Raw genomic sequence first — 12310 nt, 5'->3', positions numbered from 1 at the left:
AACTTGTCTGGTGGCGTCGCGCCCCTGGCGGTTGCGCGCCGGCGGCCCCCGGCGGGCGCGCCATGCGCTCCGGGGCCGACGGACTTCCGGGAAAAGGAACATCAGCGTGCGTCGGCGTCGGAAACGACGGAATTACCGGCGCTGTGGGACTAGGCAAGGCAGGGATTTCGGAAATGCGACAGGTCACCCGCAAGGGCCTGATGACGATGGCGGCCGCCACCGGTGTGCTCGCCGCGGTGGGCGGCGTCGCCCACGCCGACTCGGGGGCACGAGGAGCGACGTCGAATTCGCCCGGCGTGCTGTCCGGCAACACGGTGCAGGTGCCCGTGCACGTGCCGGTCAACGTCTGCGGCAACACGGTCGACGTCATCGGCGTCCTCAACCCGGCGGTGGGCAACGTGTGCGCCAACGAGGGCGGTGGCGGCCACGACGGTGCGCACGCCGGCGGACGCGCCACCGGCTCGCCCGGGGTCGGCTCCGGCAACACCGTGCAGGTGCCGGTGCACGTGCCGGTGAACGTCTGCGGCAACAGCGTGAACGTCGTCGGTGTCCTCAACCCGGCCAAGGGCAACCACTGCGCCAACGGGGGTGGCGGATCCCACACCACCCCGCCGGGCGAGCCGGGCAACCCCGGTAATCCGGGTGAGCCCGGCAACCCCGGTAACCCCGGCAACCCTGGTAACCCCGGCACCCCGGGTGAGCCCGGTAACCCTGGCAATCCGGGTGAGCCCGGCAACCCTGGTAACCCCGGCACCCCGGGTGAGCCCGGTGCCCCCGGCGCCCCGGGTGACAAGACGCCGGGCGGCTCCTCGCACGTCAACCAGCCGGGCACCCAGGACGTCACCCGGCCCGGTGGCGACGCGCAGCTCGCCGAGACCGGCAGCGACCTGCCGCTGGGGCTCGCCCTGCCGGTGGGCGCGGGCGCGCTGCTCGCGGGCACGGTCCTCTACCGCAGGGCGCGCGCCGCGGCCTGACGCACACGGAGCGGGCCCCGCCTCGGCGGGGCCCGCTCCCGTTGTCGTGTCACCGGCGCCCGGTCGCCCGGGCGTCGCCGTGCTCACCAGGTGGCGCGCACCTGGCGGATGATCCGTCGCCGCAGCCGCACCTTGCGACTGCCGTCGCGCAGCAGGCTCAGGCGGTACAACTCCCAGTGTCCGTACTCGGCGTGGTCGGTCAGCAGACGTGTCGTCTCCTTGCGGGAGACCCCGCGTGGCACGTACACGTCGACAAATTCGTATTCCGGCATCGCATCTATTGTGCGGGCTGGGGCCCGGTACGGATAGCGTCTGCACTATGTCTGATGCTGCGCAGCCCACCGCTGCCGAGGTACGCGCCGCCGCCGAGGCGGTCAAGACCGCGCTCGACCGCCACCTGGCCGCGGTCGAACGCAGGTCGGGGGAGGAGGACCCGGCCGTCTACCAGGCGTTCAACGAGCTGGCCGCGGCCGCGGAGGCCTACGACGAGTTGCTCTACGACCGCTACGACGAGGTGACCCCGTTCGAGATCCCCGGCGCGGACGACACACTGCCGTATACGGGCCCCGAGGAACCGAACGCGCTGAGCGTGCTGATCCGCCGCGACTACGCGGTGGCGGAGCCGCAGCGGCTGATGGCGCAGGCGCGGCGGATCGAGGCGGCCGACGACGAGGCGGCCGTGGGCGCGGACGTCGCCGGCACGGTCCACGGGGCGCTCGGCATCCTGTTCGGCGAGTTCGAGGCTGACGAGATCGCCTCCCGGCACAAGGAGTTCGGCCTCGAGGAGGGCGACTCCACGCTCTGGGTGACCGCCGCGGACGAAAGCGCCGAACCCGGCGAGTGGCTCGAGGCGCCGTTCGACCAGGTCGACTCCCAGCGCGTGGTCTGCCGCTTCGACGTCAGCGCGGTCTTCGACGACGAGTTCGACGACGACGATGACGACGTACCGGCGCTGGAGGAGGACCTCGAGACGGACCTCGACACCGACCTCGACGACGAACCGGACGGGGAAGAGGACGACGAACAGGACGGCGCGCCGGAGGGGCCGCGGACGGACCGCTGAGCGGCACACCTCGCACGGCGGCGGTTCACGGGAGGACGTCCCCGTGGACCGCCGCCGTCGCACGTGCCGCCGTCGGCCGCGTCCGGCGGCTCAGCCGCTCACCGGAACCTGCGGAGCCAGCAGCGCCTGCAGCCGGGTCGTGCGCGGCTTGGCCGGCACCTCGGCGACGGCACGGGGCAGCGCCTGGTCAACACCGTGCACCACGGACAGATGACGGGCCGCCCGGCCGAACGCCGTGTAGACCCACGGGCGGCTGAGCGCCTGCGCGGCGTCTCCGGGCAGCACCACGACCACCGCGGGCCACCGGCCGCCGGCGGCCTGGTGCGCGGTCAGCGCCCACCCGTGCCGCACGGTCCCCTCCAGCCGCTCCTTCGGGACGACGACGGCCTCGCCCGCGCAGGACAGGTGCAGCCCGTCGGCGTCGGCCGTCACCACGCGGCCCGGCAGCGTACGGCCCGGCACGGGGGAGTGGACGACACGGTCCCCGGGGTCGAAACCGCCGAAGCGGCCGGGGCCCGGGTTCAGCCGTTCCTTCAGCGCCGCGTTGAGCGCCCGCGTGCCCGCGGCGCCGCCGTGGCCCGGCGTGATCACCAGCGTCTCCTCGGCGGGGACGCCGATCGCGCGCGGCACCGAGTCCGCCACGAGCTGCACGGTCCGGTGCACGGCCTCGCCCGCGTCCCGCACCGGCACGATCACGACCTCCTTGCCGGGCGCTTCCACCTGGCTCAGCTCACCGATGCCGATGCCGGAGACCAGCTCGCCCAGCGGACCCGGGTCCGGACGCCGGGAGGCGACCTGGGGGCAGATCCGCGCCGCCAGCAGATCCGCGAAGACCCGCCCCGGGCCCACGGACCACAGCACGCCCGGGTCGCCGGCCAGCACCAGCCGCGCCCCGTCGGGCAGCGACTCCGCCAGCAGGGCGCCCGTCTCGACGTCCACCTGCGGCGCGTCGAGCACGACGAGCAGGTCCAGGTCCAGCGCGCCGTCCGCGTCGCGCCCGGGCCCCTCGGTCCCGGCCAGCAGCCCGGCGACGGTGACCACCCGCGTGCCGTCCGGGGCCGGTCCGTCCGGCGTGGGGGAGTCGGGCCGGGGCGCCGTCCGCCGGTCGCCCACGAGCCCGGCGAAGCGGTCGCGGCCGAGCGGGCCGTGCGCGGCGGCCCAGGCGCGCAGCCCGAGAGCGTGCGCGGCCGCCAGCAGGGCCGCCGGCTCGGCCAGGGACGCCTCCCCGCCGGTGTGCAGGACCAGCCCGTGGCCCGCGACCGCCCGGATCAGGTCCGCGGCGGAACCCTCCGCGGCCGCGGCCGCCCGCTCCCAGTCGTCCGCACCGTCCTGCTTGGGCACCGAGTTGACCAGCCGGGCGAGGCCGTCGGCGAGACTCTCCTCCGCCAGCGCGTACCGCTCCAGACCGACCAGGACACGGACCGGCCGTTCCCCGGCCTCGTCCGCCCCCTCCGCGTCCGCGGGCCCGTCGTCCGGGCGGCGGCCGGCTTGGGGGCCGGTCTCCTCCAGGGCGTCCTGGAAGGCCAGGGCCTCGCCCTCGGCCAGCGTGCTCTGGACGGCGGCGTCCGGATCGGGCACGCCCCGCTGGGCCAGCGCGGTCGTGAGCCGGGGCAGTTCCAGAGCAGTGTGACCGGTCAGGGCCGCCTGCTCCAGCAGCCAGACGGTGACCGCACGCCCCCGCCGCTCGTCGTCCGGGCCGCATTCCGCGCCGAGCAGCGCCCGGGCGAAGCCGTCGGCCTGCTCCGGCCGGACCCCGGTGACCCGCAGCAGCTGCCAGGGGTCCGCGCGCAGCGACTCCTCCGCCGCCTCACCGAGGAGCGCGGCGGTCCGCGGCGCGAGCGTCTCCGGGGCGCCGCCCTCGGCCAGGACGCGCCGCACGGCCTGGACGGTCTCCGGCGCGGGTCCCGGGGGCACGGTCACCGGCTCGGCCGGTGCCGGCCGCGGGCGTCGTACCGGCTCGGGGGCGGGGCGGCGGGGCGCGGGACGGGACTCGTCGAAGACCGTCGCGGCCGGCTTCTCGCCGCTCTCCACGGCGCGCACGGCGGCGAGCAGCTCGGCCGCCGTGCCGCTGAGCTTGGCGCCGCTGTCGATCGGCTGCTGCTTCTCCGCCTTCCGCCGCTCGATCCGCTCCCGCTCGAGCCGCTGGGCGGCCAGCTCGGCCTCCGCCTCGGAAACCTGGGCCGCCGCGCCGTCCCCGGCCGGCGGCGCCTCCCCGCCGTCGCCCGCCCCGGCCGCGGCACCCTCGGGCTCCGTGGCCCGCGGTCCCTCGGGAGTCTCCGTGCCGGCGGCGTCGTCCGGTGTGGCCTCCTGCGCGGCGCCCGGCGTTCCCGGCTCGGCGTCCACGGCGTCCGCGGTGTCCTCGGCGGGTTCGGGCGACGTGCTCACAGCGTGCTCCACTCGTGATCGGGATAGCGGTGCACGGGCGCCGACACGTCGTCGAGCGCCCGGCAGATCTCGTCAGGAAGACTAAGGGTCTCCACTGACAACGCCGCCGTGAGCTGCCGCGCGTTGCGCGGGCCGATGATCGGGGCGACCACCCCGGGCCGGTCCCGCACCCAGGCGAGGGCGACCTGGAGCGGGGTCACCGCCAGCCCGTCCGCCGCCGTCGCCACCGCGTCCACGATGTGACCGGCCGCCTCGTCGAGGTAGGGCTCGACGAACGGGGCCAGCTGGTCCGAGGCGCCCCGCGAGTCCGGCGGCGTCGCGTCCTTGCGGTACTTGCCCGTGAGGACTCCCCGGCCCAGCGGCGAGGAGGGCAGTAGACCGATGCCCAGGTCCAGGGCGGCCGGCAGCACCTCGCGCTCGACGCCGCGCTGCAGCAGCGAGTACTCCATCTGCGTGCTCGCCAGCCTGCTGCGCACGCCCGGCGCCGCCAGCTGCCAGGTCGCGGCCTTGGCGAGCTGCCAGCCGCAGAAGTTCGAGACCCCGGCGTAGCGGGCGCGGCCGCTGCCGACCGCCACGTCCAGGGCGTGCAGCGTCTCCTCCAGCGGCGTGTGCGGGTCGAAGGCGTGCAGATGCCACACGTCGACGTGGTCCGTGCCCAGCCGGGCCAGGGAGGCGTCCAGCGCGGAGAGCAGATGGCCGCGCGAGCCGTCGGAGCGGCGTTCGGGATCCGGAACGCTGCCCGCCTTGGTGGAGATGACCAGGTCCCGGCGCGGCACCAGGCCCTCCATGAGCCGGCCGAGGAGGTACTCGGCCTCCCCGTCGCCGTACACGTCCGCGGTGTCGACGAGGGTCCCGCCCGCTTCCCAGAAGGTCTTCAGGAGGTCCGCCGCGTCGTGCTCGTCGGTGCTCCTGCCCCAGGTCAGGGTGCCCAGACCGATGCGGGACACGCGCAGGCCGGTGCGACCCAGATGCCTCTGCTCCATGAACGCCGAGATTACTGGCCACGGCCCGCGCCGTGGGGGCCTGTGGACAACCGAATTCACGCGCTAGGGTCGGGGCACCAGACGTTACTGATCGGTAAGGGGAATCGGCCATGCAGCTCGGGATCAACCTCGGCTACTGGGGTGCCGGAATGGACGCGGACAACCTGGCCGTCGCCCAGGAGGCGGACCGGCTCGGCTACGCCGTATGCTGGGCCGCCGAGGCCTACGGCTCGGACGCCGCGACGGTGCTCACCTGGGTGGCCGCCCAGACCGAGCGCATCGACGTCGGCTCGGCCATCTTCCAGATCCCCGCCCGTCAGCCGGCCATGACCGCGATGACGGCCGCCACCCTCGACTCCCTCTCGGGCGGCCGGTTCCGCCTCGGCCTCGGCGTCTCCGGGCCGCAGGTCTCCGAGGGCTGGTACGGCGTGAAGTTCGACAAGCCGCTCGCCCGCACCCGCGAGTACGTCGAGATCGTGCGCCGGGCCATGACCCGCGAGCGGCTGTCGTACGAGGGGCAGCACTGGACGCTGCCGCTGCCCGGCGGCCCCGGCAAGCCGATCAAGCTGACCGTGCACCCGAAGCGCGAGCACATTCCGCTGTACATCGCCGCGATCGGCCCGAAGAACCTCGAGCAGACCGGTGAGATCGCCGACGGCGCCCTGCTGATCTTCCCCTCCGCCGACCACCTGGAGGAGACCGCGATCGGGCATCTGCGCGCCGGGCGCGAGAAGGCCGGGAAGACCCTCGAGGGCTTCGACGTCGTCCCGACCCTGCCGCTCGCCCTCGGCGACGACAAGGACGTCAGCGCGCTCGCCGACACCTTCCGCCCCTACACCGCGCTCTACGTGGGCGGCATGGGCAGCCGCAAGCAGAACTTCTACAACCAGCTCGCCCAGCGCATGGGGTACGAGCGCGAGGCCGCCGAGATCCAGGACAAGTACCTGGCCGGTGACAAGCAGGGAGCCGCCGCGGCCGTACCGCACGACCTGATCGACCGGACGACGCTGCTCGGCAGCGTCGACCGGATCGCGGACCGCATGAAGGCCTACGCCGCCGCCGGTGTCACCACGCTGACCCTCGCCCCCGCGGGCTTCACCCTGGACGAGCGGATCGCCGCGCTCCGCGCCGGCACCGAGGCCCTGGAGCGCGCCGGGCTCGCCTGACGCGGGGCGCGTCGCCGAAGTTCCGCGGCCGTGGTGGGGGCTCGGGGGTCCTCCCCGCCACGGCCGTCACGCGGAACAACGCGTCCGCGCGTGCGGGGTTACGCCCTGTCGAGGGCACGCCCTCCTTCGTTCGGCGCACTTCCCCCTCGCACCTGTTGCCGTGTCCCGCGCCGCGCACTTGACTCGTCTTCTGCGGAGACCGCGGACGACGCGCAGCCCTGCGGAGGCGGAGAGGTGTCAGCGATGCTTTCGGCCAAGAGCCTGTTCCAGGAGATCCTCGACAACGACGAGTCGTTCCGGCTCTTCTGCTCCATCGCCGCCAGCGGCGAGTCGCAGGGCGGCTGGGAGAACGCGCGCATCGCGGCGCTGGTACCGGAGAGCGAGCGCGCCCTCGCCCCCAAGATCACGCGGCACGGCGCGGACGAGGACAAGCACGGGCGGATCTTCGGCGCCCTGCTGAGGAAGCGCGGCCTCGAACCCGTCGACGTGCCCCCCGAGACCGACTACACCATGCTCCTCGAACGCCACGGCATCGGCCTCGCCCACGACAAGCTCAGGGCCGACCGGCCCCTGACCGTGCGGGACGTCATCACCTACCTCGCGCACAGCAGGGTCACCGAGCAGCGCGCGGCCGAGCAGATGGCGATGCTCCTGAAGCACTTCGGGGACCACCCCGACGTGGGGCGGGCCGTGCGCATGATCTCGGCCGACGAGGACAACCACCTCGCCTACTCGCACGAGGAACTGCTGCGCTACGCCGCCGCCGGACACGGCCGCTACATCCAGCGGACGCTGCGCGACTGCGCGCACGCCGAGATCCGCGTCCACCGGGACGTCAGCCTCGCGGTGATGGCCCGCATGGGACGCCTGCTCGGCTGGTCGCGGGCGAGGTCGGCGCTGCTCGCGGCGGGCATCCACGCGGTGTACGCCTACGAGCGGCTGGCCGGCTGGCGCCGGATGGTGACCCTGCGGGCGCCCGAGCGGCGCGACGCCCTCGGCGGACCCGCGACCGCGGCCCCCGAGCTCGCCTGACGCACCCCTCGCCCGCCCCGGTCAGAGCCAGCCCCGGCGCTTGAACTGCCTGAACAGCAGCACCTCCAGGACGGCCATCAGCGCGATCACCGCCGGATAGGACCACACCCAGTGCAGCTCCGGCATGTGGTCGAAGTTCATGCCGTAGATCCCCGCGATCATCGTGGGCACCGCGGCCATGGCCGCCCACGCGGAGATCTTCCGCATGTCGTCGTTCTGGCGGACGCTCGTCTGCGCCAGGTGCGCGGACAGGATGTCGGAGACCAGCCGGTCGAGACCCTCCACCGACTCGTTCACCCGCGTGAGGTGGTCGTTGACGTCCCGGAAGAACGGCCGCGCCTTGTCGTTCACGAACGGAACCCCGGCGCCGAACGCCCCCGTCCCGGCCAGGCGGGCCAGCGGCGGCGCCAGCGGACCCGTCGCCCGGCGGAACTCCAGGATCTGCCGCTTGAAGTTGTAGATGCGCGACGCCGTGTGCCGCGAGCCGCCCCCCTCCGGCGAGAAGACCTCCGCCTCCAGCTCCTCCAGGTCGGTCTGCAGCTCGGTGGCCACGTCCAGGTAGTGGTCGACCGCGGCGTCGGCTATCGCGTACAGCACCGAGGTGGGGCCCTTGCCGAGCAGTTCCGGTTCGTGCTCCAGACGCTGCCGCACGGCCTTCAGCGGAGAGCCCTCGCCGTGCCGGACGACGACCACGAACCCGTCGCCCAGGAAGAGCATGAGCTCACCGGTGGACACGGTGTCGCTCTCCGGCTCGTACACCACCGGCTTGAGGACGGCGAAGAGCGAGTCCTCGTACACCTCCAGCTTGGGCCGCTGGTGCGCCTTCAGGGCGTCCTCGACGGCCAGCGGATGCAGCCCGAACTCCTCGGTGACCAGGTCGAACTCCTCCTCCGTCGGCTCGTGCAGCCCGACCCACACGAAGCCGCCCGCCCCGCGCGCCTCGCCGAGCGCGTCGGAGAAGTCCTCGGGCCCGTCCGTCCGGTGCCCGTCCCGGTAGATGGCACAGTCCACGATCACCGAACGCCGTCTCCCCTCGCCCCTTCGTCCTCGCACCGTACGCCGTGCGCCTACCCTGGCCGCATGCCCACGCTGATCCTGGTTAGGCACGGACGTTCCACCGCCAACACCGAGGGGCTGCTCGCCGGCTGGACGCCCGGCGTCGCCCTCGACGAACGCGGCGCCGCTCAGGCCGCCGCCCTGCCCGCGCGGCTCGCCGCCCTGCCGCTCGCCGAGGTCGTCGCCAGCCCGCTGCAGCGCTGTCAGGAGACGATCCGGCCCCTGCTCGACGCCCGCCCCGGACTGCGGGCGCACACCGACGAACGGATCGGGGAGTGCCACTACGGCGACTGGTCCGGCCGCAAGCTCGCCGAACTCAAGGACGAGCCCCTGATGGAGGTGGTGCAGGCGCACCCCTCCGCGGCCGCGTTCCCCGGCGGCGAGTCGATGCGCGCCATGCAGACCCGCGCCGCCGAGGCGGTCCGCGAGTGGAACGCGCGCGTGGAGCGCGACCACGGCGCCGACGCCGTCTACCTCATGTGCTCCCACGGCGACATCATCAAGTCCCTCGTCGCGGAGGCACTCGGCCTCCACCTCGACCTCTTCCAGCGCATCTCCGTCGAACCCTGCTCCGTCACCGCGATCCGCTACACCCGGCTGCGGCCCTTCCTCGTCCGCCTCGGCGACACCGGCGACTTCGCCTCCCTGGCGCCGCGCGAGGAGCCCGCGGAGGGCGACGCCCCGGTCGGTGGTGGTGCGGGCGCACCGTGATCGTCGCCCGCAGTAGGGTGAAGCGATCGCAGCTGTGCCCGCCCCCCGATTCCCGCTTCCCCCGACTTCCCATGGAGACAGGACGTGTCCCGTCAGGTGTTCCTCTACGACCAACCGGATCGCTTCGTGGCCGGCACGGTCGGGCTGCCCGGACGCCGTACGTTCTTCCTCCAGGCCATCGCCGGCCCCCGGGTGACCAGTGTGGCCCTGGAGAAGACGCAGGTCGCCGCGCTCGCCGAACGCATGGACGAGCTGCTCGACGAGGTCGTACGGCGTAGCGGCGGCAGCACCGTCGTACCCGCCGTCGCCCCCACCGAGGCCACCGACACGGCGCCGCTGGACACCCCCATCGAGGAGGAGTTCCGGGTCGGCACCATGGCGCTCGCCTGGGACGGCGAGGACCAGTGCATGATCGTCGAGGCGCAGGCCCTCGTCGAGCTCGAGGCCGAGTCCGAGGAGGATCTGGCGGAGGCCGAGGAACGGCTCCTCCAGGACGAGGAGAACGGCCCCCCGATGCTCCGGGTCCGCCTCACCGGCGCGCAGGCCAGGGCCTTCGCCAAGCGCGCCCTCGACGTCGTCAACGCCGGGCGGCCGCCGTGCCCGCTGTGCAGCCTCCCCCTCGACCCGGAAGGACACGTATGTCCGCGCCAGAACGGATACCGCCGCGGAGCGTGACCACCGACGCGGCGGCCGCAGAGCTGCTCGCCCGGGGCGAGCTGACCGTGCGCGGTCAAATCCGTGAGGCGTCCAACGCGGCGCTGTACTGCACGGTGGCGCACGACGGACGCGAGGCGGCCTGCATCTACAAGCCCGTGGCGGGGGAGCGCCCCCTGTGGGACTTCCCGGACGGCACGCTCGCCCAGCGCGAGGTCGCCGCGTACGAGGTCTCCGAGGCGACCGGCTGGGGTCTCGTACCGCCCACCGTGCTGCGCGACGGCCCGTACGGCGAGGGCATGGTCCAGCTGTGGATCGACGCGGCGCCGGAGTCGGAGCTGCTGGCCCTGGTGGACGCGGAGGAGCCCGGCCCCGGCTGGAAGGCCGTCGCGTTCGCCGAGGTCGGCGAGGGCCGCACGGCGCTGCTCGTGCACGCCGACGACGAGCGGCTGCGCCGGCTCGCCGTCATGGACGCCGTCGTCAACAACGCCGACCGCAAGGGCGGCCACCTGCTGCCCGCGGCCGGGGAGCGGCTCTACGGCATCGACCACGGGGTGACCTTCCACGCCGAGAACAAGCTGCGGACGCTCCTGTGGGGCTGGGCGGGCGACCCGCTGACCGCGGAGGCCCTGGCGGCGCTCGGCGCCCTGCGGGAGGCCCTCGGGGACGGCGGGCCGCTGGACGTCCGCCTCGGCGAACTGATCACCCCCGCCGAACTGGACGCCACCCGCGCGCGTGTGGATGCGCTCCTGGAGTCCGGGAAGCACCCGGAACCGAGCGGGGAGTGGCCGGCCATCCCCTGGCCACCGGTGTAGAGGCATTTGCACAGCGGCCGGTATCGCGCAAGAGCGCCTTACCGGCCATCCGGTCCGGTCCGGTTCGTGGACGGTACAGCCGTCCGGTTAGGCTCATGACATGCATGCCTGGCCCGCTTCCGAGGTCCCCGCCCTGCCTGGTCAGGGCCGCGACCTGAGGATCCACGACACCGCGACCGGCGGTCCGGTCACCCTCGACCCCGGTCCCGTCGCCCGTATCTACGTCTGCGGCATCACGCCGTACGACGCCACCCACATGGGTCACGCGGCGACCTACAACGCGTTCGACCTCGTGCAGCGCGTGTGGCTCGACACCAAGCGGCAGGTTCACTACGTCCAGAACGTCACCGACGTCGACGACCCCCTCCTGGAGCGGGCCGAGCGGGACGGCGTCGACTGGACCGCCCTCGCCGAGAAGGAGACCGCCCTCTTCCGCGAGGACATGACCGCACTGCGCATGCTCCCGCCCCGGCACTACATAGGCGCCGTGGAGGCCATACCCGGCATCGTGCCGCTCGTCGAGCGGCTGCGCGACGCCGGCGCCGCCTACGAGCTCGAGGGGGACATCTACTTCTCCGTCGAGTCCGACCCCCACTTCGGCGGCGTCTCCCACCTCGACGCGGCCGCCATGCGGCTGCTGTCCGCCGAGCGGGGCGGCGACCCGGACCGTCCGGGCAAGAAGAACCCGCTCGACCCGATGCTGTGGATGGCCGCCCGCGAGGGCGAGCCCAGCTGGGACGGCGGCTCCCTCGGCCGCGGACGCCCCGGCTGGCACATCGAGTGCGTGGCCATCGCCCTCGACCACCTCGGCATGGGCTTCGATGTCCAGGGCGGCGGCTCCGACCTCGCCTTCCCGCACCACGAGATGGGGGCCTCGCACGCCCAGGTGCTCACCGGCGAGTTCCCCATGGCCAAGGCGTACGTCCACGCCGGCATGGTCGCCCTCGACGGCGAGAAGATGTCCAAGTCCAAGGGCAACCTGGTCTTCGTCTCCCGGTTGCGCCGCGACGGCGTCGACCCGGCCGCCATCCGGCTCACGCTGCTCGCCCACCACTACCGCTCCGACTGGGAGTGGACCGACCAGGTGCTGACGGACGCCGTCGCCCGGCTGGACAGGTGGCGCGCCGCCGTGTCGCGGCCCGACGGCCCGCCCGCCGAGGCGCTCGTCGAGGAGATCCGCGAGGCCCTCGCGAACGACCTGGACTCCCCGGCCGCGCTGGACGCCGTCGACCGCTGGGCGGCCCGCCAGCAGGAGACCGGCGGTACGGACACCGGCGCGCCCGGCGTCGTCTCCCGCGCCGTCGACGCCCTGCTCGGCGTCGCACTGTAGGCACCCGCACGCAAGAGGGGGGGGGTGCCCCCCGGGAGCGGCCCCCCGCCCCGGGTTCGCTCAGGCGACCCCCCCGACCACGGCGGGGCCCCCCCCCCTACGCGGGGGGGGGGGCCCCCGGGGGGCGGGCCGGGTGTGACG

Annotated in this window: 12 protein-coding genes; 8 read left to right on the top strand and 4 right to left on the bottom strand. The window is 74.0% G+C overall.

The features are described 5' to 3' along the window. Positions 1-173: 173 nt before the first annotated feature. On the top strand, positions 174-974 hold the full coding sequence (locus ACFWJB_RS27640) for a chaplin family protein (RefSeq protein ID WP_386925516.1): 801 nt from the start codon (positions 174-176) through the stop codon (positions 972-974). Positions 975-1057: 83 nt separating this feature from the next. Here ACFWJB_RS27640 and ACFWJB_RS27635 read toward each other — a convergent pair whose 3' ends face one another. Beyond that, positions 1058-1246 (bottom strand): DUF5703 family protein, encoded by a 189-nt coding sequence (locus ACFWJB_RS27635; RefSeq protein ID WP_161163089.1) that lies wholly within the window; start codon positions 1244-1246, stop codon positions 1058-1060. 47 nt (positions 1247-1293) lie between these two features. Between ACFWJB_RS27635 and ACFWJB_RS27630 the strand changes: the two genes are divergently transcribed. Continuing rightward, positions 1294-2037, top strand: coding sequence for a hypothetical protein (locus ACFWJB_RS27630; RefSeq protein WP_386925513.1), 744 nt, complete (start codon positions 1294-1296; stop codon positions 2035-2037). Positions 2038-2127: 90 nt separating this feature from the next. Here ACFWJB_RS27630 and ACFWJB_RS27625 read toward each other — a convergent pair whose 3' ends face one another. Further along, positions 2128-4422: a helix-hairpin-helix domain-containing protein gene (locus ACFWJB_RS27625; RefSeq protein WP_386925511.1), complete on the bottom strand. Its 2295-nt coding sequence runs from the start codon at positions 4420-4422 to the stop codon at positions 2128-2130. Then, entirely contained in the window at positions 4419-5405 is a 987-nt protein-coding gene (locus ACFWJB_RS27620; RefSeq protein ID WP_385472810.1) for an aldo/keto reductase, read from the bottom strand. The genes ACFWJB_RS27625 and ACFWJB_RS27620 overlap by 4 nt, the downstream gene beginning before the upstream one ends. Positions 5406-5515: 110 nt before the next feature. On the opposite strand from ACFWJB_RS27620, the gene ACFWJB_RS27615 reads away from it, so the two are divergent. Continuing rightward, a complete protein-coding gene (locus ACFWJB_RS27615) occupies positions 5516-6571 on the top strand; it encodes an LLM class F420-dependent oxidoreductase (protein WP_386925509.1) in 1056 nt (351 codons plus the stop codon). Between the two features lie 243 nt (positions 6572-6814). After that, a complete protein-coding gene (locus tag ACFWJB_RS27610) occupies positions 6815-7603 on the top strand; it encodes a ferritin-like domain-containing protein (RefSeq protein ID WP_385472816.1) in 789 nt (262 codons plus the stop codon). A gap of 21 nt (positions 7604-7624) precedes the next feature. Here ACFWJB_RS27610 and corA read toward each other — a convergent pair whose 3' ends face one another. Beyond that, positions 7625-8620 carry a magnesium/cobalt transporter CorA gene (corA, locus tag ACFWJB_RS27605; protein ID WP_385472817.1) on the bottom strand — a complete coding sequence of 332 codons (996 nt, stop codon included), beginning with the start codon at positions 8618-8620 and terminating at the stop codon, positions 7625-7627. A 63-nt stretch (positions 8621-8683) separates the two neighbouring features. Between corA and ACFWJB_RS27600 the strand changes: the two genes are divergently transcribed. The 4 genes from ACFWJB_RS27600 (at position 8684) to mshC (ending at position 12169) form a co-directional block, all read left to right on the top strand. Then, positions 8684-9370 carry a histidine phosphatase family protein gene (locus ACFWJB_RS27600; protein ID WP_385472821.1) on the top strand — a complete coding sequence of 229 codons (687 nt, stop codon included), beginning with the start codon at positions 8684-8686 and terminating at the stop codon, positions 9368-9370. 84 nt (positions 9371-9454) lie between these two features. Continuing rightward, positions 9455-10045 (top strand): DUF3090 domain-containing protein, encoded by a 591-nt coding sequence (locus tag ACFWJB_RS27595; RefSeq protein ID WP_385472823.1) that lies wholly within the window; start codon positions 9455-9457, stop codon positions 10043-10045. Continuing rightward, positions 10009-10839: an SCO1664 family protein gene (locus ACFWJB_RS27590; RefSeq protein WP_386925506.1), complete on the top strand. Its 831-nt coding sequence runs from the start codon at positions 10009-10011 to the stop codon at positions 10837-10839. The genes ACFWJB_RS27595 and ACFWJB_RS27590 overlap by 37 nt, the downstream gene beginning before the upstream one ends. Before the next feature lie 100 nt (positions 10840-10939). Beyond that, the gene (gene mshC, locus ACFWJB_RS27585) at positions 10940-12169 is read left to right on the top strand and encodes a cysteine--1-D-myo-inosityl 2-amino-2-deoxy-alpha-D-glucopyranoside ligase (RefSeq protein ID WP_386925504.1); all 1230 of its coding nucleotides are present in this window, start codon (positions 10940-10942) and stop codon (positions 12167-12169) included. Positions 12170-12310 lie beyond the last annotated feature (141 nt).

This window comes from Streptomyces sp. NPDC127100, assembly GCF_042724095.1.
GTDB lineage: Bacteria > Actinomycetota > Actinomycetes > Streptomycetales > Streptomycetaceae > Streptomyces.
This window is presented reverse-complemented; position numbering and strand designations above follow the sequence as displayed.

Bases quoted from the DNA above. Each gene is read 5' to 3' on its own strand.
- ACFWJB_RS27610 (WP_385472816.1), top strand. From the start codon at position 6,815: ATGCTTTCGGCCAAGAGCCTGTTCCAGGAGATCCTCGACAACGACGAG.
- ACFWJB_RS27640 (WP_386925516.1), top strand. From the start codon at position 174: ATGCGACAGGTCACCCGCAAGGGCCTGATGACGATGGCGGCCGCCACC.
- ACFWJB_RS27630 (WP_386925513.1), top strand. From the start codon at position 1,294: ATGTCTGATGCTGCGCAGCCCACCGCTGCCGAGGTACGCGCCGCCGCC.
- mshC (WP_386925504.1), top strand. From the start codon at position 10,940: ATGCATGCCTGGCCCGCTTCCGAGGTCCCCGCCCTGCCTGGTCAGGGC.
- ACFWJB_RS27620 (WP_385472810.1), bottom strand. From the start codon at position 5,405: ATGGAGCAGAGGCATCTGGGTCGCACCGGCCTGCGCGTGTCCCGCATC.
- ACFWJB_RS27590 (WP_386925506.1), top strand. From the start codon at position 10,009: ATGTCCGCGCCAGAACGGATACCGCCGCGGAGCGTGACCACCGACGCG.
- ACFWJB_RS27600 (WP_385472821.1), top strand. From the start codon at position 8,684: ATGCCCACGCTGATCCTGGTTAGGCACGGACGTTCCACCGCCAACACC.
- ACFWJB_RS27615 (WP_386925509.1), top strand. From the start codon at position 5,516: ATGCAGCTCGGGATCAACCTCGGCTACTGGGGTGCCGGAATGGACGCG.
- ACFWJB_RS27635 (WP_161163089.1), bottom strand. From the start codon at position 1,246: ATGCCGGAATACGAATTTGTCGACGTGTACGTGCCACGCGGGGTCTCC.